At 38.1% G+C, this 23,092-nt stretch carries 27 protein-coding genes and 1 other RNA gene; 23 read left to right on the forward strand and 5 right to left on the reverse strand.

Features of this window, described 5'->3' with window-relative positions; translation table 11 throughout:
• Positions 1-26: 26 nt before the first annotated feature.
• Positions 27-2,642 carry a valine--tRNA ligase gene (locus FW768_RS10010; protein WP_153395023.1) on the reverse strand — a complete coding sequence of 872 codons (2,616 nt, stop codon included), beginning with the start codon at positions 2,640-2,642 and terminating at the stop codon, positions 27-29.
• Positions 2,643-2,770: 128 nt separating this feature from the next.
• On the opposite strand from FW768_RS10010, the gene FW768_RS10015 reads away from it, so the two are divergent.
• The 20 genes from FW768_RS10015 to FW768_RS10110 all read left to right on the forward strand — a co-directional run bounded on the left by FW768_RS10015 (position 2,771) and on the right by FW768_RS10110 (position 13,577).
• Positions 2,771-3,235 (forward strand): DUF1573 domain-containing protein, encoded by a 465-nt coding sequence (locus FW768_RS10015; RefSeq protein ID WP_153395025.1) that lies wholly within the window; start codon positions 2,771-2,773, stop codon positions 3,233-3,235.
• A gap of 150 nt (positions 3,236-3,385) precedes the next feature.
• On the forward strand, positions 3,386-4,255 hold the full coding sequence (locus FW768_RS10020) for a polyphosphate kinase 2 family protein (RefSeq protein WP_153395027.1): 870 nt from the start codon (positions 3,386-3,388) through the stop codon (positions 4,253-4,255).
• A gap of 150 nt (positions 4,256-4,405) precedes the next feature.
• Positions 4,406-4,780 (forward strand): hypothetical protein, encoded by a 375-nt coding sequence (locus FW768_RS10025; protein ID WP_153395029.1) that lies wholly within the window; start codon positions 4,406-4,408, stop codon positions 4,778-4,780.
• A gap of 3 nt (positions 4,781-4,783) precedes the next feature.
• Positions 4,784-5,335 (forward strand): hypothetical protein, encoded by a 552-nt coding sequence (locus FW768_RS10030; protein ID WP_153395031.1) that lies wholly within the window; start codon positions 4,784-4,786, stop codon positions 5,333-5,335.
• Positions 5,336-5,356: 21 nt separating this feature from the next.
• On the forward strand, positions 5,357-5,884 hold the full coding sequence (locus tag FW768_RS10035) for a hypothetical protein (RefSeq protein WP_153395033.1): 528 nt from the start codon (positions 5,357-5,359) through the stop codon (positions 5,882-5,884).
• 131 nt (positions 5,885-6,015) lie between these two features.
• On the forward strand, positions 6,016-6,393 hold the full coding sequence (locus FW768_RS10040; RefSeq protein ID WP_153395035.1) for a hypothetical protein: 378 nt from the start codon (positions 6,016-6,018) through the stop codon (positions 6,391-6,393).
• Positions 6,394-6,399: 6 nt separating this feature from the next.
• A complete protein-coding gene (locus FW768_RS10045) occupies positions 6,400-6,942 on the forward strand; it encodes a hypothetical protein (RefSeq protein ID WP_153395037.1) in 543 nt (180 codons plus the stop codon).
• 10 nt (positions 6,943-6,952) lie between these two features.
• A complete protein-coding gene (locus FW768_RS10050) occupies positions 6,953-7,483 on the forward strand; it encodes a hypothetical protein (protein WP_153395038.1) in 531 nt (176 codons plus the stop codon).
• 32 nt (positions 7,484-7,515) lie between these two features.
• Complete coding sequence (locus FW768_RS10055) at positions 7,516-7,893, forward strand: hypothetical protein (RefSeq protein WP_153395040.1); 378 nt, start codon at positions 7,516-7,518, stop codon at positions 7,891-7,893.
• 6 nt (positions 7,894-7,899) lie between these two features.
• Positions 7,900-8,463, forward strand: a complete 564-nt coding sequence (locus tag FW768_RS10060; protein WP_153395042.1) for a hypothetical protein — start codon at positions 7,900-7,902, stop codon at positions 8,461-8,463.
• 42 nt (positions 8,464-8,505) lie between these two features.
• Positions 8,506-8,883, forward strand: a complete 378-nt coding sequence (locus FW768_RS10065; RefSeq protein WP_153395044.1) for a hypothetical protein — start codon at positions 8,506-8,508, stop codon at positions 8,881-8,883.
• A gap of 6 nt (positions 8,884-8,889) precedes the next feature.
• Positions 8,890-9,447, forward strand: coding sequence for a hypothetical protein (locus FW768_RS10070; protein WP_153395046.1), 558 nt, complete (start codon positions 8,890-8,892; stop codon positions 9,445-9,447).
• Positions 9,448-9,484: 37 nt separating this feature from the next.
• A complete protein-coding gene (locus FW768_RS10075) occupies positions 9,485-9,862 on the forward strand; it encodes a hypothetical protein (protein WP_153395048.1) in 378 nt (125 codons plus the stop codon).
• 6 nt (positions 9,863-9,868) lie between these two features.
• The gene (locus FW768_RS10080; RefSeq protein WP_153395050.1) at positions 9,869-10,429 is read left to right on the forward strand and encodes a hypothetical protein; all 561 of its coding nucleotides are present in this window, start codon (positions 9,869-9,871) and stop codon (positions 10,427-10,429) included.
• Positions 10,430-10,467: 38 nt separating this feature from the next.
• On the forward strand, positions 10,468-10,845 hold the full coding sequence (locus tag FW768_RS10085; RefSeq protein WP_153395058.1) for a hypothetical protein: 378 nt from the start codon (positions 10,468-10,470) through the stop codon (positions 10,843-10,845).
• A gap of 65 nt (positions 10,846-10,910) precedes the next feature.
• Positions 10,911-11,447, forward strand: coding sequence for a hypothetical protein (locus FW768_RS10090; protein ID WP_153395060.1), 537 nt, complete (start codon positions 10,911-10,913; stop codon positions 11,445-11,447).
• Positions 11,448-11,470: 23 nt separating this feature from the next.
• Complete coding sequence (locus tag FW768_RS10095) at positions 11,471-12,016, forward strand: hypothetical protein (protein ID WP_153395062.1); 546 nt, start codon at positions 11,471-11,473, stop codon at positions 12,014-12,016.
• Positions 12,017-12,093: 77 nt separating this feature from the next.
• Positions 12,094-12,471, forward strand: coding sequence for a hypothetical protein (locus FW768_RS10100; RefSeq protein ID WP_153395064.1), 378 nt, complete (start codon positions 12,094-12,096; stop codon positions 12,469-12,471).
• A gap of 5 nt (positions 12,472-12,476) precedes the next feature.
• On the forward strand, positions 12,477-13,034 hold the full coding sequence (locus tag FW768_RS10105) for a hypothetical protein (protein ID WP_153395066.1): 558 nt from the start codon (positions 12,477-12,479) through the stop codon (positions 13,032-13,034).
• Between the two features lie 12 nt (positions 13,035-13,046).
• Positions 13,047-13,577 (forward strand): hypothetical protein, encoded by a 531-nt coding sequence (locus FW768_RS10110; protein ID WP_153395068.1) that lies wholly within the window; start codon positions 13,047-13,049, stop codon positions 13,575-13,577.
• Positions 13,578-13,707: 130 nt separating this feature from the next.
• On the opposite strand, the gene rnpB is transcribed toward FW768_RS10110, so the two are convergent.
• Positions 13,708-14,032, reverse strand: an RNA gene (rnpB, locus tag FW768_RS10115) — RNase P RNA component class A.
• Positions 14,033-14,334: 302 nt separating this feature from the next.
• Between rnpB and FW768_RS10120 the strand changes: the two genes are divergently transcribed.
• The 3 genes from FW768_RS10120 to FW768_RS10130 are packed head-to-tail and all read left to right on the forward strand — an operon-like array spanning position 14,335 to position 17,179.
• A complete protein-coding gene (locus tag FW768_RS10120) occupies positions 14,335-14,826 on the forward strand; it encodes an RNA polymerase sigma factor (protein WP_062702945.1) in 492 nt (163 codons plus the stop codon).
• The gene (locus FW768_RS10125; RefSeq protein ID WP_153395070.1) at positions 14,819-15,493 is read left to right on the forward strand and encodes a beta-carotene 15,15'-monooxygenase; all 675 of its coding nucleotides are present in this window, start codon (positions 14,819-14,821) and stop codon (positions 15,491-15,493) included. Before FW768_RS10120 ends, FW768_RS10125 begins: the two co-directional genes overlap by 8 nt.
• Before the next feature lie 60 nt (positions 15,494-15,553).
• Complete coding sequence (locus FW768_RS10130) at positions 15,554-17,179, forward strand: AMP-binding protein (protein WP_153395072.1); 1,626 nt, start codon at positions 15,554-15,556, stop codon at positions 17,177-17,179.
• Between the two features lie 532 nt (positions 17,180-17,711).
• On the opposite strand, the gene rpoN is transcribed toward FW768_RS10130, so the two are convergent.
• From rpoN to FW768_RS10145, 3 genes are all read right to left on the reverse strand, one after another.
• Positions 17,712-19,175: an RNA polymerase factor sigma-54 gene (rpoN, locus tag FW768_RS10135; protein ID WP_153395074.1), complete on the reverse strand. Its 1,464-nt coding sequence runs from the start codon at positions 19,173-19,175 to the stop codon at positions 17,712-17,714.
• 159 nt (positions 19,176-19,334) lie between these two features.
• Positions 19,335-20,783, reverse strand: a complete 1,449-nt coding sequence (gene asnS / locus FW768_RS10140; protein ID WP_153395076.1) for an asparagine--tRNA ligase — start codon at positions 20,781-20,783, stop codon at positions 19,335-19,337.
• Between the two features lie 693 nt (positions 20,784-21,476).
• Positions 21,477-22,952: a helix-turn-helix domain-containing protein gene (locus FW768_RS10145; protein ID WP_153395078.1), complete on the reverse strand. Its 1,476-nt coding sequence runs from the start codon at positions 22,950-22,952 to the stop codon at positions 21,477-21,479.
• Positions 22,953-23,092: the final 140 nt, after the last annotated feature.

Here is a 23,092-nt window from a genome sequence, read left to right on the forward strand (position 1 = left end):
ACATTTTGATAAAGCTATTGTCTAAGTTACAAACTTTTCAGTTTCTCTTCCAAAATAGCAATTTTATCCTGAGCATCTTTCTGCTTCTTACGTTCTACTTCTACCACTTCCGGTTTGGCGTTGGCTACAAACTTTTCATTGGAAAGCTTCTTTTCTACAGAGATCAGGAAGCCTTTAAGATATTTCAGTTCTTCTTCTGTTTTCTCTTTTTCTTCTCCTAAATCCAGGCTTTCACTTAAAGGAATAGAAACTTCTGTAGCTCCTACTAGGAATGTAAAGCTTGGTTTATCTGTTTTTGTTCCAAAATGAATTTCAGAAACGTTGGCCAGTTTTCTGATCACCGCTTCGTTCGCAAATTCAGTTGCATTGGTATAAATTTCAGCGGCTTCTCTAGGAGAAATCCCTTTAGTCTGACGGTAGTTTCTAATCCCGGAGATCAATTCTTCTGCTATTTCAAACTTTCGGATTACCTCTTCATTAAATTCACCTGCTTTTTTCTGCTGAGCAATGATTAATGCTTCTTCCGTACTTCTTTCTGAAATCAACTGCCAGATTTCTTCTGACTGGAAAGGCATAAACGGATGAACTAATTTCATTAATTCTTCAAAAAGTGCAACCGTTTTATGATAAACATCTTTAGAAATACCTTCTCCATAGTTAGGCTTAATGGCTTCAAGATATGACCCGCAAAAATCGTCCCAAATCAATTTATAGATCAGGTGCAAAGCATCAGAAATTCTAAATTTTGTGAACTGATCATCAATTTCAGCAATGGTTTTATTCAGTTTATTCTCAAACCACTCGATGGTCTGGTTTTCTGTATCATTAGCCGGTTTATCTTCATGATTCCACATATTGATCAAACGGAAGGCACTCCAAATCTTCGTCATAAAGTTTCTTCCCTGAAGCATCAGGTCTTCATCAAAAAGAAGGTCATTTCCGGCTGCAGAACTCAATAAAACTCCTACACGAACTCCATCTGCACCATATTTATCCATTAAATCAATAGGATCCGGAGAATTCCCTAAAGATTTAGACATCTTTCTTCTCTGTTTATCTCTTACGATCCCTGTGAAGTATACATTTTTAAAAGGAACTTCTTTTCTGTACTCCAATCCGGCCATGATCATTCTGGCTACCCAGAAGAAAATAATATCCGGACCTGTTACCAGATCAGATGTTGGATAATAATAATTGATATCCTTGTTTTCAGGATCAAGCAGCCCGTCAAACACAGACATTGGCCATAGCCATGATGAAAACCAGGTATCCAATGCATCATCATCCTGTCTAAGATTTTCTATAACCAGTTCTTGATTTCCGGTTTTCTGTTTTGCTAATTCTAAAGCATCTTCTTTTGTTTCAGCAACTACAAAATCTTCATCTCCGGTTCCATAATAATAGGCTGGAATCTGCTGCCCCCACCAAAGCTGGCGGGAAATATTCCAGTCGCGGATGTTTTCCATCCAGTGTTTATAGGTGTTTTTAAACTTCTCAGGATAAAATTTCACCTCATCATCCATTACTACATCCAAAGCTGGTTTGGCAATTTCAGACATTTTCAGGAACCACTGTACAGAAACTTTAGGTTCAATAACTGCCCCTGTTCTTTCGGATGTTCCTACTTTATTTACATAATCTTCAGCTTTCAGCAAAAGATCTTTTTCCTGCAATTCTTTGGCGATCTGCTTTCTTACCTCAAATCTGTTCTGACCTGCGTAATGAAGCCCGTGCTCATTAAGGTTTCCGTCATCATCCAAAGCATCAATCATCGGAAGATTATGCTTCTGCCCGATTTCGTAGTCATTGGTATCGTGAGCAGGGGTAATTTTCAATGCTCCTGTTCCGAATTCAATATCTACATATTCATCTTCAATAATCGGGATCACTCTGTTAACGATTGGTACAATTACATTTTTACCTTTCAGATGTGCATATCTTTCATCATTCGGATTGATACATATGGCAGTATCTCCGAAAATGGTTTCAGGACGTGTAGTAGCTACCGAAAGGAATTCTTCTGAACCTTCGATTTTATATTTAAGGAAATACAGCTTACCATTCTGTTCTTTAAAGATAACTTCCTCATCTGAAATATTGGTTTTAGCTTCAGGATCCCAGTTTACCATTCTGTAACCTCTATAGATCAATCCCTTATTATAAAGGTCTACAAAAGATTTGATTACCTGCTGTGAAAGCTTGTCTTCCATGGTGAAACGGGTTCTGTCCCAGTCGCATGAACATCCTAATTTTTTCAATTGATCAAGAATTGTCCCTCCGTATTTATCGGTCCAGTCCCAGGCATGTTTTAAGAATTCTTCACGGGTAATATCAGATTTATTGACCCCTTCAGACTTCAGTTTAGCAACAACTTTAGCTTCAGTAGCAATTGAAGCGTGATCTGTTCCCGGAATCCAGCAGGCATTAAAGCCCTGCATTCTTGCACGACGGACCAGAACATCCTGAATGGTATTGTTAAGCATATGCCCCATGTGTAAGATCCCCGTTACGTTTGGCGGAGGAATTACAACAGTATACGGCGGCTTGTCATTCGGTTCTGAATGGAAGTACTTGTTTTCCATCCAGTAATTGTACCACTTTTGTTCTGTTTCCTGTGGATTGTACTTTTCTGAAATCTGCATAAATTCTATTTCTTTAATTTACAATTTGCAAAAATAGTCTAAAGAAAAAAAATTTTAAGTATGAATTAAAATAATTTTTAACTTTGTTTCTCAAAATTTATCTAACAAACATATTAACATTCAAGAATATGAAAAAATTAATTGCAGGAATTGCATTATTTGGGACATTTGCTCTGGCATCTGCACAGACTATTACATTTGACAGAACTGTTTTTGATTACGGAACGATCAAAACCAATGCTGACGGAACAAGATTCTTCACAGTAACGAACACTGGTGATAAACCTCTGATCATTTCAAATGTAAAACCTTCTTGCGGATGTACAACTCCTGAATTCAGCCAGGACCCGATTATGCCAGGAAAATCTGCTAAAATCAAAGTTGGATACAATACTGCATCAAACGGACCTTTCAATAAAATGATTGAAGTATTTTCTAATGACCCGGCTAACAGCAGAAGTGTAATCCACATTCAAGGGACTGTAGATCCAAACGCTCCTGAACCGAAGCCGTTAACACCTGCAGAGCAGAAAGCTGCTGCTAAGGCTGAGAAAAAAGCTGCTAAACTTGCAAAAAGAGCTGCTGCAAAGTAATCTCTACTTAAAAAAATAAAAGAACCGTCTTCATTTGGAGACGGTTTTTTTATTACATTTATAGTACTGTAGACATAAGATATACGGAATTCTGTTTCAAAAATCCGGATCTACAAGAAATTTAAGACACTTTTTAATCTTTAATACAATATGGACACCAATTTCTCAGACGATTTTCAGATAAATGGAAAATTCTCAATAAAAAAAACATCAACAGCCTATAAAGGAAAGCTCACTAAAGAAGAAGGCGCACAATTGCTGATCAAAGAAAAGGAAAAGCTTCGTGAGCTTCAGGAAAAACTATATGCTGATGGCAGCCAGTCCCTTCTGGTTGTTCTTCAGGCTATGGATGCTGCCGGAAAAGACAGCCTTATTGAGCACGTTTTCGGAGGAGTAAATCCGCAGGGATGTAATGTTACCAGCTTCAAAACACCAAGTTCCAAAGAATATTCCCATGATTTTTTATGGAGGCATTATCTTGCTCTTCCTCAGAAAGGGATGATAGGAATCTTCAACAGATCCCATTATGAAAGTGTTCTGGTGTGTAAAGTACATCCTGAGTATAACCTCAGTGAGAAAACCTGGTCTTCGGTAAAAGATTTTGACAACCAGTTCTGGGAAAACAGATATGAAAGCATCCGGAATTTTGAAAAACATCTGGCTCAAAACGGAACAACGATTGTCAAGATATTTTTAAACGTTTCTAAAGATGAGCAGAAGAAAAGGCTTCTGGACAGAATCAACGAGCAGGAGAAAAACTGGAAATTTTCTACGGGAGATCTTCCCGAAAGAGCTTTATTCAGTCAATATATGGAAGCTTACGAAACGGCGATTAATGAAACCTCCAAAGACCATGCTCCCTGGTATGTGTTTCCTGCAGACAATAAATGGTTTGCAAGAGTAGCCGCTATACAGATCATTATTGATACTCTGGAAAGGATGAATCTAAAGTATCCTCAGCTGGATGAAAAAGAAAAAGCAGGGTTAGAGCAAGCTAAAATAACACTTGAAAGTGAATAATCTACTAATGTAACATACTAATTCATAGTTAAATAAAATAGTTAAATTTTATATAAAAATCCCTATTCCATGAATAATATATTGTTCATGTCAGTTTTTTTTATAATTTTATCAAAAATTAAGAACACCAAACCTTATTAACTATTAACTATGAAAAAATTATTATTATCAGCAGCCGCTGTGATATGTCTTGTTTCCTGTAACAATGAAAATGCCTCTGCAAATACTGTACAAAGTATGAAAACACCGCAGATGGAAAACTTCGACAAAGCTTTCAAAAGCCTGGGTGATCCCCAAAACAGACCTACTGAAGAGGAGAAAAAAAGAAATACCTCTGAACTGAGCGACAGAAGAAAAGCACTTCTGGTTCCGGCTTCTAAAGAACTGATCCTTTCCACCGGAGTAACTGAAAACGAACTCATGAGAAAAACAGGTGGTGATATGAGCCAGATCATTGTATGGGCTACCCAGATCTACATGAAGAAAAGTGATGAGATCCGTAAGAATATCAAATCTGAAAAATAAGTCATGAAAAAGCTTTTATCACTATTAGGAATTCTATCTGTTTCTTTAATGTACGCACAGGGAGGTCCTCTCATCATCATGAACCAGTCTGTGAATTATGATTACCGGGGAAACATTTTTGCCAATAATTTTGCAGGAGCAGGCTGTAACCCAGTTGTAGCCTCTAACAATCCTACCATGTTACGGGTGCCAGCCGGGACTACGGTACAATACGATAATTTCCGGGACCAATATATTCCTGGATCTCAAAGTTCTGTGGCTACCTGGTCGGTTCTTCTTGCGACAGGAGGTACACCTAGCTTACGCCCCTGGAACCATCCCAGCCTGGTGCCGGGAGGAGTTATTTCCAACAACACGAAATGGTCTATGTCTAAGTTTCAGATGTTTCATGCCGGAACACTTGATCCGGAGACTTATTTTTACGGAAATATCGGAGATGCAGCCAACCCTTGTGTCAATAATGTAGATTACATCAATGCACTTCCAATGGGCGATGCATCGTGGTTTACCATTACTACCGGAGGTACGGTCTATACATATCTGCTCATCAACTAAAACTAATAACCCATATTATCTATGAAAAAAATAGCATTACTTTTATCAGTAGCAGCAGGAGCTCTTGTTTTTGCTCAAAGTTCACCTATTATCATACAGAATTACAGTGTCTCAGATGCAGTGGGCAGATTCCGGACAGGAATGCCGGGAGGGGCTCCGGGACCTCTGATGTATGCGGCACCTAATCCGCCTTATGGTTCTTATACGATTCCGGCCGGAGGTTTTACCCAATATGACTCCTTCAGTACTACGGGAACAGCAACGTTCCCTATTGTCAAATGGTACGTTACAGATTATACCAACCCAGCCAATAATGGAGGATATGACTATAATCATCCGTTTATAACGACAATGAACTCTGTGAATGAATGGGCGGGCTTCCATTTCTGGCTTCACGATCCGGTAACCGGAGCTGCTGATATTTATGAGCTGGGAGATCCTACGATTTATTCAGGATTCAGTAATTCGCTGACCGGTACTTTTTCCAGTGCTGACTGGTTTACGATTACTACGCCTAGTGGCCCCACCACTTATCTGCAGATCTTTTAAAAGAACAACTGCTTTATAGCAGTTTATTTAATTGAACACTATCTATACGGAAGCTTAAATTTTAGACTTCCAAGGTTTTTTAATGTCAATTTCCAAAACATATTCAAGACTTATTTTAATAAAAAGTAATTATGAAAAAGCATTTTTTTATGGCGGCTTTTGCTGCTTTGATTCTGGCTTCATGTAACAACGAAAGTACAGCTGTAAACACAGTAGAAAGCATGAAAACTCCGCAAATGGAGAACTTTGACAAAGCATTCAAGAGTTTGGGAGATCCACAGAACAGGCCTACTGAAGAGGAGAAAAAAAGAAACACCTCTGAACTGAGCGACAGAAGAAAAGCACTTCTGGTGCCTGCTTCCAAAGAGCTGATTCTTTCTTCCGGAGTAACTGAAGCCGAACTGATGAGAAAAACAGGCGGCGATATGAGCCAGATCATTGTTTGGGCAACCCAGATCTACATGAAGAAAAGTGATGAGATCCGTAAAAATATCAAAGCTGAAAAATAATAGTTCATGAAAAAAACATTAGCATTATTAGGTTTAACCATCTCTTCATTAGGATATTCTCAGGGAGGTCCTCTTATTATTAAGAATCTTTCTACAAATTATGATTTTCACGGAAATATTATTGCCAATAATTTCGCGGGAGGCTGTCTGCCTTTCGTAATGTCCCAAGATCCGGAGCAGGTTATAGTACAGGCGGGTAATACGGTACAGTATGATAATTTCCGTGACCAGTATAACGGATCTCTAAGTACAGTAGCTACGTGGTCTGTCAGCGTAAATTCGGGTTTGTTTGGTCCTCGTACATGGAATCATCCAACGATGGTACCTGGAAGCATTATTTCCAAAAACACCCAATGGTCACATTCCAAATTTCAGATGTATCACGCCGGAACTTCTAATGCGGAAACCTATTTTAACGGAAATATTGGTAACAAGAATAATCCCTGCTTATCAGCTTCTGAATATATTGATGCTCTTCCAATGGGAGATGCTTCCTGGTTTACCGTTACGTCCAACGGAACCGTATACACTTATCTGGTCATTAATTAATTGAAATACTATGAAAAAAGTTTCATTTATTTTATTGATAACGGCAGGAGTATTCACTTTTGCCCAAAGCTCGCCTATCATCATACAAAACTATAGTGCTTATGATGCTGCCGGCAGATTCCGGACGGCACCAGCCGGTGGTGTAGCAGGGCCTTATATGTTTGCTTCTCCCAACGCACCCTACGGAATGTATACAGTACCTGCAGGAGGTTTTACCCAATACAATTCATTCAGTACTACGGGAACAGCAACTTTTCCTATTGTCAAATGGTATGTTACAGATTATACCAATCCCGCCAACAATGGAAGCTACGCCTATAATCATCCGTTTATTTCCACGGTAATGAATTCTGCCAATGAATGGGCAAGCTTTCATTTCGTTATTCAGGACCCTGCAACCGGAGCCAGTGATGAGTATAAATTGGGAGATCCAACTATTGACCCGGCATTTAGTAACTCTATTACGGGTTCTATTTCAAGTGCCGACTGGTTTACGATTACTACCCCAAGCGGGCCCACAACTTATCTGCAAATTTTCTAAACCAACTAAAATCTATTTTAATAAAAATAATTATGAAGAAACATTTTCTAATGGCAGCTTTTGCTGTTTTAACACTGATCTCGTGTAACAACGAAGGCAATGCCGTCAATACGGTGGAAAGCATGAAAACGCCACAGATGGAAAACTTCGACAAAGCGTTCAAAAGCCTTGGAGATCCTCAAAACAGACCTACTGAAGAGGAGAAAAAAAGAAACACCTCTGAACTGAGCGACAGAAGAAAAGCACTTTTAGTTCCGGCCTCCAAAGAGCTGATTCTTTCTTCCGGAGTAACTGAAGCCGAACTGATGAGAAAAACAGGCGGCGATATGAGCCAGATCATTGTTTGGGCAACCCAGATCTACATGAAGAAAAGTGACGAAATCCGTAAAAATATTAAATCTGAAAAATAAAATACCATGAAAAAAGTTTTAGCATTACTAAGTTTAGCAGCCTTTTCTTTAGGCTATGCACAGGGAGGAACTCTTATTCTCAACAACTATTCCAAGTATGATTTTTATGGATATATCATCGCTAATAATACCACGGGAAACTGTTATCCTCACATAAGTTCAGCTAACCCTGAAATGGTCCGGGTTCCTTATGACTCCCACATGGGGAATGGTAAAGCTCTCGTTTACGAAAATTACAGAGATCAATATACTTCATCTTTATATCCTATGGCCACATGGTCAGTAGCTTTGGCAAGCGGAAGTTCAAGTATCACCCCGAGAGCATGGAACAATCCTTCTATGGCACCGGGCCTTGTTCTTTCAAACAACACTAAATGGGCCACTACTAAATTTGTGATGTATTATCCGGGTACCACAGACCTCGCTCCGGATAACTTCAACGGAGCAGTTACTCTATTTAACAACTGTTACAGTGCACCAAGCAACTTTACTACCCCATCAGGAAACGGCGCAGAAATATTTAGCATAACCAGTGGAACGGATACGATCACTTACATCCAGCTTTTCTGATGCCATCAGGTTTTAAACAATTATACTTACATCTTAATTACTATGAAAAAACATTTTTTACTCACGGCATTTGCTGCTTTAACGCTCATCTCGTGTAATAACGAAGGAAGTACAACCAATACAGTGGAAAGCATGAAAACGCCACAGATGGAAAACTTTGACAAGGCGTTCAAAAGTCTGGGAGATCCACAAAACAGACCTACTGAAGAGGAGAAAAAAAGAAACACCTCTGAACTGAGCGACCGAAGAAAAGCCCTTCTGGTTCCGGCCTCCAAAGAGCTGATTCTTTCTTCCGGAGTAACTGAAGCCGAACTGATGAGAAAAACAGGCGGCGATATGAGCCAGATCATTGTCTGGGCTACCCAGATCTACATGAAGAAAAGCGAGGAGATCCGTAAGAACATTAAATCCGAAAAATAAATAATCATGAAAAAAGTTTTAGCCATATTAAGTTTAGCGGCCTGCTCTTTAGGTTTTGCTCAGAAGGGACCTCTTATCCTTAACAATTATTCTGTTTATGAGTTTAGAGGAGTTATTTTTGCCAGTAATGAATTCGGAACAAACTGCTATCCTTATATAACTTCCCAAGGTCCTGACGAAATTATTATTCCGGCCGACTCGCATATGGGAAATGGAAAAGCACTCATCTACGATAATTATAGAGATCAATTTACCAACTCTTTATATCCTACTGGAATCTGGAGGGTAACCCTTTCGAATACATCTTCAACACAAAGTCCTTGGAACGCACCGTCTTTACTGCCTACCGGGGTTATTTCAGCCAACACAAGATGGTCAGGCACCAAATTCGGAATGTTTCATCCAGGAACCAATGACGGTGTCTGGGGCTTCGGCGGTCCATTAGTGCTTCCCAACAGCTGTTATGATGCTCCTAGTAATATTACCACTCCTGATGGAAACAGTGCGGAAATCTTTACCATCACCGTTGACAAAGTTACAACCACTTATATTCAACTTTACTGATCTCATCAGGTTTTAAACAATTATACTTAAATCTATTATGAAAAAACATTTTTTACTGGCAGCTTTTGCCACTTTAACACTGATCTCGTGTAACAACGAAGGCAATGCCGTCAATACGGTGGAAAGCATGAAAACGCCACAGATGGAAAACTTCGACAAAGCGTTCAAAAGCCTTGGAGATCCTCAAAACAGACCTACTGAAGAGGAGAAAAAAAGAAACACCTCTGAACTGAGCGACAGAAGAAAAGCACTTTTAGTTCCGGCCTCCAAAGAGCTGATTCTTTCTTCCGGAGTAACTGAAGCAGAACTGATGAGAAAAACAGGTGGTGATATGAGCCAGATCATTGTTTGGGCTACCCAAATTTATATGAAGAAAAGTGATGAGATCCGTAAAAATTTAAAATCTGAAAAATAAAATACCATGAAAAAAGTTTTAGCCATATTAAGTCTGGCTGTCTGCTCTTTAGGCTATGCTCAAAAAGGCCCTCTTATCGTCAACAATTATTCTATATATGATTTTAAAGGGGTTGTTTTTGCCAGTAATGAATCAGGAGCAACCTGTTCTCCTTATGTTACTACCAGAGATCCTGATGAAATTGTAATTCCGGCTGATTCTCATATGGGAAATGGGAAAGCACTCGTTTATGACAATTATAGGGATCAATTTACCAACTCTTTATATCCTACAACAACCTGGACTGTAAGCCTGTCAGCCACATCCGTAACTCCAAGAGCCTGGAACCATCCATCTTTATTACCTACCGGAGTTATTTCAGCTAATACAAGGTGGTCTGGCACAAAATTCAGAATGTTTTACGCAGGAACCAATGATCTTGCTCCAGGCGGCTTCGATGGTCCATTAGTGCTTCCTAACAGCTGCTATAACGCTCCAAGCAGCATTAGTACTCCCTTAGGAAACACCGGGGATATTTTTACCGTAACCAGCGGAGCAACAACAATCACTTACATTCAGTTTTTCTAACACTACTCCCAACTTAAAAAAAATTTTAATCTATTATTATGAAAAAACATTTTTTACTGACAGCATTTGCCGCTTTAACTCTATTGTCATGTAACAACGAAAGTTCTGCTGTAAACACTGTGGAAAGTATGAAAACGCCACAAATGGAAAACTTCGACAAAGCATTCAAAAGTTTGGGTGATCCACAAAACAGACCTACTGAAGAGGAGAAAAAAAGAAACACCTCTGAACTGAGCGACAGAAGAAAAGCACTTCTGGTTCCGGCTTCCAAAGAGCTGATTCTTTCTACCGGAGTAACTGAAAGCGAACTGATGAGAAAAACAGGCGGTGATATGAGCCAGATCATTGTCTGGGCTACCCAAATCTATATGAAAAAAAGTGATGAGATCCGTAAGAATATCAAATCGGAGAAATAATCATCTGCTTCTCCGTAATACTTACTCTCATCCCTATTTTAACTCTAAAATACATATTTAATTCTATGAAAAAATTAACCATTATACTTAGCATTGCAGCAGGAATCTCTGCTTCAGCACAATCAACTCCTTTACAGGTAAATAATTATAATCCTGATTATATTGCAGTAGGCAGACTGATGACCAAAAGTACAACTCCTTACGCCCCTTATATGTATGCCATTGGTACCTACCCTTCTACCAATTATACCATTCCTATTAATGGTGACAGCTACTACGATCATTTCGATACTACCGGAACAGCCAACATCCCGATCCTTTATTGGAATTATGTGGATCCTTTAAACCCGGCCAATTCAAACACTTATCCTTACAACCACCCTCTTATTACTGCAATTAATTCTACTAATGAATGGGAAGGTTATGCTTTTAGTCTCAGGGATAGCAACGGGCAATCTGTAGATTCTTTTGAAGTAGGTGATCCGGTACTTTCAGGAGGGTTTTTACAGCCCAATCAAAGCGGGTATAATACGCCATCTTTTGCAGAGTGGTTCACGATAACCTCCGGAACAGGCAATATAACCTACCTCCAGATTTATTAATCCCAATGATAAAATAAAAAAGTATGAAGAAAATCCTAACATTATCCGGCATCATTATCTCTTCGTTTGCTTTTTCACAGGGAACACTTATTGTTAATAATTACTCACCCTATGAACTTCGTGGCCTTGTTATGGCAGATAACGCCAATAATGCGGGCAACAGCTGTTTTCCGCGTGCAGGTAATAATATTACTGTACCGGCTAATGCCAATATGGGTAACGGGCTTCAGCTTGAATATACGAATTATCGGGATCAGTTCAATTCTTCCTTATATCCTATGGCGACCTGGAATTATGCATTCAGCGCTACAAACGGAAGCCAGGGGGTATCCTGGAACGATCCTGTCTTTGATCCTGCCGGACCTCTTTCCACCACTACCAGATGGAGCACCATTAAATTTCAAACATTTTACCCGGGAACCAACAACAATGTGATTGGTCTCATAGGTAATTTAAGTGTTGCCAATAATCCGTGCCAACCCCTGATGCCGTGGTATATAGATTATCCTTCCGGAAATTATGCGGAAATGTTCAGAATAGGAGACATAACCTATATCAGTCTTTATTAGAAAATTAATCTTTTTAACCATGTTGAAATAAGGTATTCCTGCCTTATTTCAACATTAAAAATAAATCTAAAATAATTATGAAAAAACATTTTCTGCTGGCAGCATTTGCCTCCTTAATACTGACCTCATGTAACAACGAAGGCTCAGCTACCAATACGATGGAAAGCATGAAAACTCCGCAAATGGAAAACTTCGATAAAGCATTCAAAAGTTTGGGAGATCCACAAAACAGACCTACGGAAGAGGAGAAAAGAAGAAACACCTCTGAACTGAGCGACCGAAGAAAAGCACTTTTAGTTCCCGCTTCCAAAGAGCTGATCCTTTCTACCGGAGTAACTGAAAACGAGCTGATGAGAAAAACAGGCGGTGATATGAGCCAGATCATTGTCTGGGCTACCCAGATCTACATGAAGAAAAGTGATGAAATCCGTAAAAATATTAAATCTGAAAAATAATAGATATGAAAAAAGGACTCGCATTACTAAGTCTTGCTGCTTTTTCTTTTGGATCTGCTCAGAAAGGCCCTCTCATCCTGAACAATTATTCCAAGTATGATTTTGAAGGATATATTATAGCCAGTAATTCTGATGGAGGCTGCTATCCGTTGGTTACTTCTGCTGATCCCGACCTTGTTAAAATTCCTGCCGACTCTCATATGTACAACGGACATGAACTGAGATATAATGATTATCAGGATCAGTTTAACAATTCTTTATATCCTATGGCTGCCTGGTCTGTTATGTTATCAGCAACCAATACGACTACAATCCCATGGAATGATCCGTCTTTAAGTCTTGGAGGATTTATTTCCGACAATACAAAGTGGGCTGCATCAAAGTTTGCCATGTATTATCCGGGAACCCATAACAATGCTCCTGACAACTTCGGAGGTACCGTATCTATTTTCAGCAACTGTTATAATACAACACCTAATTTCACTACTCCTTCAGGAAATATGGCAGAAATATTCACCATAGACGACGGAGTAACACTTTATACTTACATTCAGCTTTACTAAAATGATTTACTCATGAAGAAAGTTTTAATACTATCCGGGCTGGCAATGACTTCACTGGCTTACTCACAGGGAATACTTATTGTCAATAATTATTCGAAATATGATTTTTCCGGCACTTTGATAGCAGGAAGTACCTCAGCTGCTAATGGATGCTATCCAAGGGTTGGAAATACAGATATCGTTAAGATACCTGCTGATTCCCATACAGGAAACGGAAAAGAACTTATGTATAAAGATTATCAATCTCAATTTACAAATTCCCTCTATCCTACAACTACCTGGGAAGTTTACCAGAATCCCTTGAACCACACCGTAATGTCATGGGATGATCCAAATCTGGCACCCGGAGGTACAATTTCTACGACCACCCAATGGTATGCTACCAAATTCAGTACCTCATTACTGGAGTTCCATGCTAATTTAGCATTAATCACCCCATGTAACCCTAATTCTATGGATACGTATACCACTCCTTCCGGTAACGAATTCGCAGAGATCTTTACCATTAACGGCACTACTTATCTACAGTTGTATTCACTTTAAACCTTACATTCATGATTTGTGGTCGTAAAGAATGCAGATCATTATCTATAAGGCCGGAATCAGTTCCGGTCTTTTTCAAGTAGCTGGAAGTTTGAAAAAAAGACATTTTATAAGGAAATGGGCCAGGAAAAATACGAGAAAATCTATAAGCCGGATTTTGTACTTCCGAAGAAGTGCCTGTTATTTATCTACATTTTACATTACTGCAAAATTTGAGCTGATTACCCCTCGGCTTTCAGGACGAGCCGCCCCTATTTTCATTGCTGAAAAGAACCGATATACTTATCATTGCACCACAAAGAGTTTACCTGGTTTCACTACAGCCGAACTGTACCTGCTTTCTGTTGCACTTGTCCTACCCTCACGGGTGACGGATGTTATCCGCTTTGCTGCTCTACGGTGTCCGGACTTTCCTACCTCCCGTAAAACGGGAAATCAACAAGCCGATTTTCTCGCGAATGCAAAGATACAGGATAATTTGAAAATACAGCCATGCTCTGATTTGAAAATTAAACTATTCTCAATTCATGATCAGAAGGTTTGAAGCTGGGAGCCGGAATAGGGAAGTTATAAAGATCATTAAGAATAACTGTTTATTTAACCCAAACTCAGATTAAATTAAAAACAGGAACGATATTTCAAAGATTTCTTTAATTATTTTTATGAATTTCAACAAAAATTTTCAAATTTTCAAATTAAACCATTTTCAAATTAATAAATTACCGCATTATTATTATCTTCGTGCCATTATAAATTTATGAGTTCAAGAGAAAAAGAATTTGCGCAGCTTATTAAAGATAATCAGGGCCTGATTATTAAAGTTTCGCGCTTGTACACCAATTCTCTCGAAGATGAAGAAGATCTTTTTCAGGAAATTGTTCTCCAGCTTTGGAGAAGTTATGATTCCTTTAAAGGAAACTCCAAAATTTCTACATGGATGTACCGTGTAGCCCTTAATACAGCCATTACCCTTTTCCGGAAAAAAAGCAAAAGTCTTCCTACCAATGAACTGGACATTAACCATAAAGATTTTGTGGAAGATGATGATGAAAAACAGCAGCAGATCTCGCTTCTGTACACCGTAATCAAAACGTTACCGAATGTAGAAAGAGCAATTGTAATGATGTATCTTGACGACCTGCCCTATAAGGATATTGCAGAAAACCTTGGGATCACCGAGGTCAATGCCCGTGTGAAAATGAACAGATTAAAGAAAACCCTTAAAGAACAGATGGAAAAATATGCCTGATTTTGATTTAGATAGCTTTAAGAAAACATGGCAGGAGCAGCCTGTTCAGCCGAAATATGACAGCACCGAAATCCTTCAGATGCTGAACAGAAAATCACGTAATTATGTGAAATATATTTTCTGGATCAGTGTTGTTGAATTTTTATTCTTTTCTGTACTTGGAGTATTTTATTTTTTCCAGGGGGACGAATCTGACAGTTTCCGCAAAATTCTTGAAAAACTGGGAGCACAGGAATCTCCTGAACTGGAAAACAATTTCGACTTTGCTTATTTAGCCATTAAAATCATAGGCCTCATGATCACCGCTTATTTTGTTTTCAAATTCTACCAGAATTACCGTAAAATAAAAATAGAAGAAAACCTTAAAGGGTTGATTACACGAATTATCAAGTTTAAAAATACGGTGAATGCTTTTATTCTGATCAGTATTGTTCTGCTTATAGCTTTTACTCTGGTTTTCTCGGCATTTATCTTTTATATTCTGAATTCCCAAAATATACAGCCTTCCAATTCTAACCTTGCGATTGTTATTATAGGAACCATTGTCAGTATGATTTTGTGCATACTGCTGATCTGGCTGTATTACAGACTTGTTTATGGTATTATCATCCGGAAACTCGACAAAAATTTAAAACAGCTTAAAGAAATAGATTCTCAGGAAAATTAACTGGTATAGGCTCATAATTCAGGATTTATTCATTAATTTTATTCCACCAAACCTTGAATTATGCCATTATCTTATGTCTATGGGACTTCTGAGACTCCGCTATTGGGACAAACGATCGGAGGAAATCTTAAAAACACCGTTGAAAAATATCCCCGCCAGGAAGCATTAGTCTGTGTTCATCAGAATTACAGAGCAACTTATCAGGAATTTTATAATCAGACCACTGCTGTTGCAAAAGCACTGATCTTTTTGGGAGCAAAAGCCGGAGACAGAATTGGTATCTGGTCTTCCAACCGCTATGAATGGGTGCTTCTACAATATGCCACTGCCCGTATCGGAACCATTCTCGTGAATATTAATCCCGCCTATAGAACGCACGAGTTGACCTATGTCATCAACCAATCTGAGATACGGTTCATCTTTTCTTCATTAAGCTTTAAAAGCAGTAATTATAAAGAAATGGTGGAGTACGCCAAAGAAGTCTGCCCTTCTCTGGAACACGAAATATTTTTCGATGATAACTGGGAAGATTTTCTCAACAACGGGCAGGATACTTCAGACGATACCCTGCACAGCTTTGAGGAACATGTACAGTTTGATGATCCTGTCAATATCCAATATACCTCCGGAACGACAGGTTTTCCGAAAGGAGTAACGCTTTCCCATCATAATATTCTTAATAATGGTTATTTTATTGGTATTCGTCTGAAATATTCATCAAAAGACCGGGTTTGTATTCCTGTTCCGTTTTATCACTGCTTCGGAATGGTGATCGGTAATATTTGCTGTACGGCCCATGGCGCCTGTATGGTGATTCCCAATGACAGTTTTGACCCGGACCTTACTTTAAAAGCTGTTTCCGATGAAAAATGCACTTCTCTCTATGGAGTTCCTACCATGTTTATTGCAGAACTGGCTGTAAAAGATTTTAACACCTATGATTTTTCAAGTCTGAGAACAGGAGTTATGGCAGGTTCAGTCTGTCCGCCGGAGATTATGAAAAAGGTTGAAAGCCTGATGAATATTAAAGAAATGAGCATCTGCTACGGAATGACTGAAACCTCACCCGTTTCTACACAAACCCTGATTGGTACTCCTTTAGAAAAACAGGTAAGCACGGTAGGAACCGTTCAGGATCATCTCGAAATAAAGATCATTGATGAAAACGGAAAGATTTTAAACCGGGGCGAGCATGGAGAACTCTGCACCAGAGGCTATTCTGTTATGCTGAAATACTGGAATGATCCGGAAAATACCCGAAAAGTTCTGGATGATGCCCGCTGGATGCATACCGGAGATATGGCTGTAATGGATGATGACGGCTACATCACCATTTCCGGAAGGATCAAAGACCTGATTATCCGCGGTGGTGAAAATATTTCCCCTAAAGAAATTGAGGACTTTTTATATACCTACCCCAATATCCTCGATGTCCAAATCATTGGAGTTCCCAGTGAAAAATTCGGAGAAGAAGTTATGGCGTGGATCAAAATCAGAAAAGGTTTTGAGGTGACCGAATCCGAACTTCTGGAATACTGTAAAGGAAGAATTGCCCATTATAAAGTCCCGAAATACTGGAAATTTGTGGATGAATTCCCGATGACCATCTCCGGAAAAATACGAAAAGTTGAAATGCGGGAAATTTCGATGAAAGAACTGGGACTGGATGGTTTTAAACGGTCGTAATACCCAGCAATTCTCTCTGATTCTGATACTTTTTATAGGTTTTGGCTAAAGCCAATGGATTGTCTTTTTATTTAGGCGGGCTTTAGCCCGCCTCTATTGAATAAATTCTACAGAATACATTAAAAGATTTTTCAGAAGAGATTGTTTTGGATGTTTTTTATGACAGATTTTGCGGGTTGAACAGATCTATTCTCACCCAATAAAAATCGTAGATTTTTATTCTTTTATGAACTTCTATGCGTGAAGCTTTAAACTTAAAAATTTAAGGTGTTAAATTCTCTTGTGTCTTTTGTGGTTTTAAAAATTCATTGCACGGGTTTCCCACAGATAGCTCAGATTTACACAGATTGCTGTAGTATATTCTGTTGAAAACCTTTGGTTTTCTTGCGCCTTAAAAACAGTTAGCTATTAAAAACATTGCGGTATTGCGTTTGCCAACATTCAGAACATTATTTTTTTATTACTCTGTAAAATTGACATAAACCCGGAGTACAATAATAAAGGCTGTCTTTTGAGGACAGCCTTATGTATTTTAAAGTTCTTTTCTTAATCTCGCTACCGGAATATTGAGCTGTTCACGGTATTTGGCGATGGTTCTTCTGGCGATGTTGTACCCCTGTTCTTTAAGGATCACTACCAGCGCATCATCTGTAAGCGGTTTTCTCTTATTCTCTTTATCAATAACCTCCTGAAGGTGGGTTTTAATTTCTTTGGTAGAAACTTCTTCACCATCATCATTGGTAAGGCTGTCTGAGAAAAGGTCTTTCAGATAAATAATTCCATTTGGTGTATCGGCATATTTGCTTTTTACCACTCTTGAAATGGTAGAAATATCGAATCCGGTAATGTCTGCAACATCTTTCAGGATCATTGGTTTAAGAGATTTCTCGTCACCCGTGATGAAATAGTCCTTCTGGAACTTTACAATAGCTGTAATCGTCTGAAGAAGGGTATTCTGACGCTGATTAATCGCATCAATATACCATTTGGCAGCATCAAGCTTTTGCTTGATAAACAGTGCCGCCTGTTTGTGCTCAGAAGAGTTTTTATCGTGTGAATAAGTCGTCAGAATGTCTTTGTATTCTTCAGAAACTCTTAAAGTAGGTGCATTTTTGCTGTTCAGCATAGGGATAACCAAGCCGTCTTTCACCTGGATCACAAAATCCGGAATAATTTCCTGATTAATCGTGATGGTCTGGGTATCAAAATTCCCGCCTACTTTCGGAGACAATTTGGAGATCTCCTCCAGGGCATCTTTAAGATCTTCTTCTTCAATATCATATTTCTGGATGATCTTATTATAGTGCTTGTTGGTAAGGGCATCAAACTGATGTCTCAGAATATTGGCAGCTAAAGAAACTGCTTTATCAGAGCTTACTTTCTTTTCGATCTGAAGCAGAAGACATTCCTGAAGTCCGCGTGCGCCAACGCCTGGCGGATCCAGTTTCTGAACATAGTTTTCCAGAATATCATCCACTTTTTCTTTGGTAGTATAGATTCCCTGTGAAAATGCAAGATCGTCCACAATAGATTTGATTTCTCTTCTCAGATATCCATCTGTATCAAGGTTTCCAATGATATATTCAGCAATTTTCAGATCTTCTTCACTGATGTTGATCAGATGAATCTGCTCCGTCAGATAATCATACAGCGATTGTCCTTCTGTCAGAAGGCTTTCGTTATCAAATTCCTCGTCATCCGGAGAATAGTTGCTGGATGCTGTTTTATAGCTGGGTTCGTCGTCATAAAGATACTCGTTAACATCAAAATCTGTTTCAATGCTTTCCGTACCTTCATCCTGATAGGCTTCTTCCAGAGAAGAATAATCATCTTCTTTAGAATCTTCTTTTACAATTTCCAAAGCAGGATTCTCTTCAAGCTCTCTTTCCAGCTCCTCTTCAAATTCCAGGGTATGCAGCTGTATAAGCTTCATCAGCTGGATCTGCTGAGGAGCAAGCTTCTGTCCTAATTTGAGTTGTAAGTGTTGTTTAAGCATATTTGTATTTGTGTTTTAACATAACATATTCCACGAATTTAATAAATTTATTTGATAAAAAACACCCCTAGCATGATTTTTGCTGTATACTTTCCTAGATAATAAACTATAAAAAAATAAAAAAGCCTTAATTTTTACATTAAGGCTTTTTTTATTCGTCTAGAACTCAGCGTTCTTCGGCGTTCTTGGAAAAGGAATTACGTCTCTGATATTCGTCATTCCTGTTACGAAAAGAATAAGTCTTTCCAATCCTAATCCAAACCCGGCATGTGGCACAGAACCGAATTTACGGGTATCAAGATACCACCAAAGTTCGTGCTCATCCACGTGCATATCTGCCATTTTCTGTTTTAGTACGTCTAATCTGGCCTCTCTTTCGGAACCTCCGATGATTTCTCCGATTCCCGGGAAAAGGACATCCATTGCAGCAACGGTCTTGTTATCATCATTCAGTTTCATGTAGAATGCTTTGATTTCCTTCGGATAATCGAATAATACTACCGGGCACTCAAAGTGTTTTTCTACCAGATATCTTTCATGCTCAGACTGAAGATCTGTTCCCCATTGTTCAACAGGATACACAAATTTTCCTTTTTTATTTTCTTTAGAGTTCAACAGGATCTCAATAGCTTCTGTATAGCTTACACGCTTGAAACGCTTGGTAATTACATTCTCAAGTTTTTCTATCAGTCCTTCTTTCGCTCTTTCTTTTTCCGGTTTTGATTTTTGTTCTTCTTCAAAACGTTTGTCAAGGAATTCAAGATCGTCTTTACAGTTGTCAAGAACGTATTGGATCACATATTTCAGGAAGTCTTCTGCCAGATCAATGTTGTCTTCAAGGTTGTTGAAAGCTACTTCAGGCTCAATCATCCAGAACTCTGCAAGGTGTCTTGTCGTGTTTGAATTTTCTGCACGGAAAGTAGGTCCGAAAGTATAAATTCTTCCCAATCCCATTGCGGCAGTTTCTCCTTCAAGCTGTCCGGAAACCGTTAAGTTGGTTTTTTTACCGAAGAAATCCTGTGAGAAATCAATTTCACCGTCTTCCGTTCTTGGCATATTGTTAAGATCGAAGTTGGTCACTCCGAACATTTCTCCAGCTCCTTCAGCATCAGCTCCTGTAATAACCGGAGTGTTGATATAGAAAAACTGGTTTTTGTTAAAGAATGAATGTACTGCAAAACTTACCGCGTGACGGATTCTGAAAACAGCTCCAAATACATTGGTTCTGAATCTCAAATGCGCCTGTTCACGAAGCTTTTCTAAGCTGTGTTTTTTCGGCTGCAAAATAGTACTCTGCAATTCTTCTGTAAAGTTATCTCCTAAAATAATGATCTTTTTAGCAATAATTTCCACAGATTGTCCGGCGCCCTGACTTTCCACCACTTCTCCTACAACTTTAAGAGATGAAGCTGTACTGATCTTTTTGATAAGCTCTTCATCAAAGTTTTCGAAATCAACAACAATCTGCAAATTATTAATCGTAGAACCATCATTTAGGGCAATAAAGCGATTAGCACGGAATGTTCTTACCCATCCGTAAACTGTAATGTCATGATGTAATACTTTCTTGTAATCCTGTAGGATTTCTTTAATCGTCTGCTTTTTCATTTGTTGATGATAAATTTTTGTATAAAAATTAATGTTTGCAAAGTTACAAAAAAACAGCGCAATTTGATGATTGCGCTGTCTTTAAAAAAATCATTTAAGAAGTATTTAAACTTTCAGTTCAGGAAAATCGCCTTTTTATCTGTTAGTCTTTTTTGATTTTCGAATTTAATTTCACTTTAATACCGGTCTGAACTGTTATAAAAACCTTCATTACTCTGAAGCCACATCACTTTAAATAAATTAGTCTGAGTTTTCATGGAGTAGTTTTTAATAATAAATGGTTATTAGTTTTTAAAATTCAGATTAATGTTCAAACCATGATCCCGTTTTGCTATTACACTTCATTTCCACATTTAAAATGCATTAATGGGATTGAATGGTTCTTGTTTTTACTGGTTTAAAATCCTTAAATGATTAGTGTCTGCATATCAATCTTTAAACAATTATGTCATTACTTTCGTTCGATTTTTTTCGTCACATTAACTTTTTGATTTGATTTTTTACGATCAAAGATTGAACATTTTCAATTTTGAATGGTACCTCTTCAAAATGCAGATGTTGTGTCTTTAACTGAAACAAAGATGCAGTAAAGTAAGATGATTATGCAAGCAGATGGTTTATAGATTCATAAATTTATAGGGATAAAATCATGAATCTATAAATGATAAAACACTGATAACAAATAAATTAAAGTTAAATCGAATTAATATTTTCAATCTCCTTCAGATAAATAGAAAGTGGGGTTCCGGTTCGTTTTTTGAAGGCTAAAGTGAAGGCCTGTTCATTATTATATCCTAGTTCTTCGGCAATAAAAGGAATTTTATAAGAACGGAATTTCTTATCATTGGCCAATCTGTTAATCGCATAATCAATACGAAGATCATTAAGATACGTAGCAAAATTCTTTCCTTTATAGGTATTGATGATTTCTGATAAATATTTGGAATTGGTCTTTACTTTTTTGGCGAGACTTCCCAGGGTAATTCCTTTATTTAAAAACTGTTCTTTATCTTCGAAAATTTCAAGTTCTTTTAATACAGCCTGGGCGATATCCTCTGAAACGGTTTTGGCTGTTTTATGATCTTCAGTTTCTTTGTTCTGTTCTGAAAAACCCTCTGACATCGTTTCACTTTTCGGTTCCCAGCTTCTTTTATTTTTATGAACAGACTGAAGAAGATCCTGTGCAATTTTCCTGTATTTCTTTCCCGTTTTTTTATACCTGAAATAAAAATTCATAAATAATAAATGGGAGATCACTAAAAGACTGAGAACAATATAAAAAAGGTTCTTCCTGTTTTTAAAATCATTGGCAGCGGCTTCTTCTTCCTGCTGCAGTTCAGGGACATCATATTTTCCGGGAAGCTCACGGGATATATCCAGGAATTGAGCATCCAGAATACGGTCAATTTTCATAAAACGGTCTACATAATACCATTGCTTCTCCTTGTCCCCATTTTCTTTATAATAATTGATAAGATAAGTATATACTTCTTTTAGCTCAGGATAAATATAATCCGTCTTAAGAACCATAGAATCTATTCTGACAAAACATTCTATCGCTTTCTCTTTTTCCTGAAGCCCTGCATAGGATTTCCCTAAATTTAAAAGGGTATAGTTTTGATTTCTCTTAGTCGAATTTTCCGGAATAAAGAAGAATTTTCTGCATTGTATCAGGTTATCTATGGCAGGTCTGTATTTTTTTAGCTGTACATGATAAAGGCCCAATAAACCCAGATACTGATGATAGCTGTACTTATTTTCATTCTTTTGGGAAGCCTGCAAACCCTCCTGTATCAGTGTATAAGCAGAATCCATTTTATTAGTCTGTATATAGGCATCTGCAAGGCTAAGTTTGAGAAGATCACGTTCGCCCTCATTCATATTATCTGCCTCATATAAGTAATGTCTGAAAGTTCTGGCTGCTTCGGCATGTTTTCCTGTATAATTATTCAGGGTGGCAATGCCTATATGCGCCAGGGCCATCTGCTTTTTATCTCCTTGTTCTTTGGCAGATTCCAGGGCAGCCTGAGGATTTGTGTTAAAGAATTTTTCTTCCAGTTCCTGATAGGCTGATTGTTTTCCTAAGATACTTTTTTCAGCCGTATGTGCCTGTGCATTCACTACGGTAGTCCATACAATCCATAACAGTATCCAATATTTTACTTTCATTGCTCCTTCAGGGTATCTTACAAAAATATTATTTTATTCGGCAGATTCATGATCTCTTTCAATTTTCCTTTATTGATTGAGGGTTTATAAGGAAATTAATTCCCGATCAAGTTACAAAAAACAGCGTAAAGTAACGATTA

Origin of the sequence: Chryseobacterium vaccae, from assembly GCF_009602705.1 — a bacterium.
In the GTDB taxonomy this organism is placed as follows: domain Bacteria; phylum Bacteroidota; class Bacteroidia; order Flavobacteriales; family Weeksellaceae; genus Chryseobacterium; species Chryseobacterium vaccae.

Excerpts from the sequence above, each read along its gene's own strand:
- FW768_RS10045 (WP_153395037.1), top strand. The coding sequence starts at position 6,400 with ATGAAAAAAACATTAGCATTATTAGGTTTAACCATCTCTTCATTAGGA.
- FW768_RS10080 (WP_153395050.1), top strand. The coding sequence starts at position 9,869 with ATGAAAAAAGTTTTAGCCATATTAAGTCTGGCTGTCTGCTCTTTAGGC.
- FW768_RS10020 (WP_153395027.1), top strand. The coding sequence starts at position 3,386 with ATGGACACCAATTTCTCAGACGATTTTCAGATAAATGGAAAATTCTCA.
- FW768_RS10035 (WP_153395033.1), top strand. The coding sequence starts at position 5,357 with ATGAAAAAAATAGCATTACTTTTATCAGTAGCAGCAGGAGCTCTTGTT.
- FW768_RS10120 (WP_062702945.1), top strand. The coding sequence starts at position 14,335 with ATGAGTTCAAGAGAAAAAGAATTTGCGCAGCTTATTAAAGATAATCAG.
- FW768_RS10130 (WP_153395072.1), top strand. The coding sequence starts at position 15,554 with ATGCCATTATCTTATGTCTATGGGACTTCTGAGACTCCGCTATTGGGA.
- rpoN (WP_153395074.1), bottom strand. The coding sequence starts at position 19,175 with ATGCTTAAACAACACTTACAACTCAAATTAGGACAGAAGCTTGCTCCT.
- FW768_RS10095 (WP_153395062.1), top strand. The coding sequence starts at position 11,471 with ATGAAGAAAATCCTAACATTATCCGGCATCATTATCTCTTCGTTTGCT.
- FW768_RS10075 (WP_153395048.1), top strand. The coding sequence starts at position 9,485 with ATGAAAAAACATTTTTTACTGGCAGCTTTTGCCACTTTAACACTGATC.
- FW768_RS10085 (WP_153395058.1), top strand. The coding sequence starts at position 10,468 with ATGAAAAAACATTTTTTACTGACAGCATTTGCCGCTTTAACTCTATTG.
- FW768_RS10145 (WP_153395078.1), bottom strand. The coding sequence starts at position 22,952 with ATGAAAGTAAAATATTGGATACTGTTATGGATTGTATGGACTACCGTA.
- FW768_RS10030 (WP_153395031.1), top strand. The coding sequence starts at position 4,784 with ATGAAAAAGCTTTTATCACTATTAGGAATTCTATCTGTTTCTTTAATG.
- FW768_RS10015 (WP_153395025.1), top strand. The coding sequence starts at position 2,771 with ATGAAAAAATTAATTGCAGGAATTGCATTATTTGGGACATTTGCTCTG.
- FW768_RS10090 (WP_153395060.1), top strand. The coding sequence starts at position 10,911 with ATGAAAAAATTAACCATTATACTTAGCATTGCAGCAGGAATCTCTGCT.
- FW768_RS10055 (WP_153395040.1), top strand. The coding sequence starts at position 7,516 with ATGAAGAAACATTTTCTAATGGCAGCTTTTGCTGTTTTAACACTGATC.
- FW768_RS10010 (WP_153395023.1), bottom strand. The coding sequence starts at position 2,642 with ATGCAGATTTCAGAAAAGTACAATCCACAGGAAACAGAACAAAAGTGG.
- FW768_RS10060 (WP_153395042.1), top strand. The coding sequence starts at position 7,900 with ATGAAAAAAGTTTTAGCATTACTAAGTTTAGCAGCCTTTTCTTTAGGC.
- FW768_RS10125 (WP_153395070.1), top strand. The coding sequence starts at position 14,819 with ATGCCTGATTTTGATTTAGATAGCTTTAAGAAAACATGGCAGGAGCAG.
- FW768_RS10105 (WP_153395066.1), top strand. The coding sequence starts at position 12,477 with ATGAAAAAAGGACTCGCATTACTAAGTCTTGCTGCTTTTTCTTTTGGA.
- FW768_RS10040 (WP_153395035.1), top strand. The coding sequence starts at position 6,016 with ATGAAAAAGCATTTTTTTATGGCGGCTTTTGCTGCTTTGATTCTGGCT.
- FW768_RS10025 (WP_153395029.1), top strand. The coding sequence starts at position 4,406 with ATGAAAAAATTATTATTATCAGCAGCCGCTGTGATATGTCTTGTTTCC.
- FW768_RS10050 (WP_153395038.1), top strand. The coding sequence starts at position 6,953 with ATGAAAAAAGTTTCATTTATTTTATTGATAACGGCAGGAGTATTCACT.
- FW768_RS10070 (WP_153395046.1), top strand. The coding sequence starts at position 8,890 with ATGAAAAAAGTTTTAGCCATATTAAGTTTAGCGGCCTGCTCTTTAGGT.
- FW768_RS10110 (WP_153395068.1), top strand. The coding sequence starts at position 13,047 with ATGAAGAAAGTTTTAATACTATCCGGGCTGGCAATGACTTCACTGGCT.
- FW768_RS10100 (WP_153395064.1), top strand. The coding sequence starts at position 12,094 with ATGAAAAAACATTTTCTGCTGGCAGCATTTGCCTCCTTAATACTGACC.
- FW768_RS10065 (WP_153395044.1), top strand. The coding sequence starts at position 8,506 with ATGAAAAAACATTTTTTACTCACGGCATTTGCTGCTTTAACGCTCATC.
- asnS (WP_153395076.1), bottom strand. The coding sequence starts at position 20,783 with ATGAAAAAGCAGACGATTAAAGAAATCCTACAGGATTACAAGAAAGTA.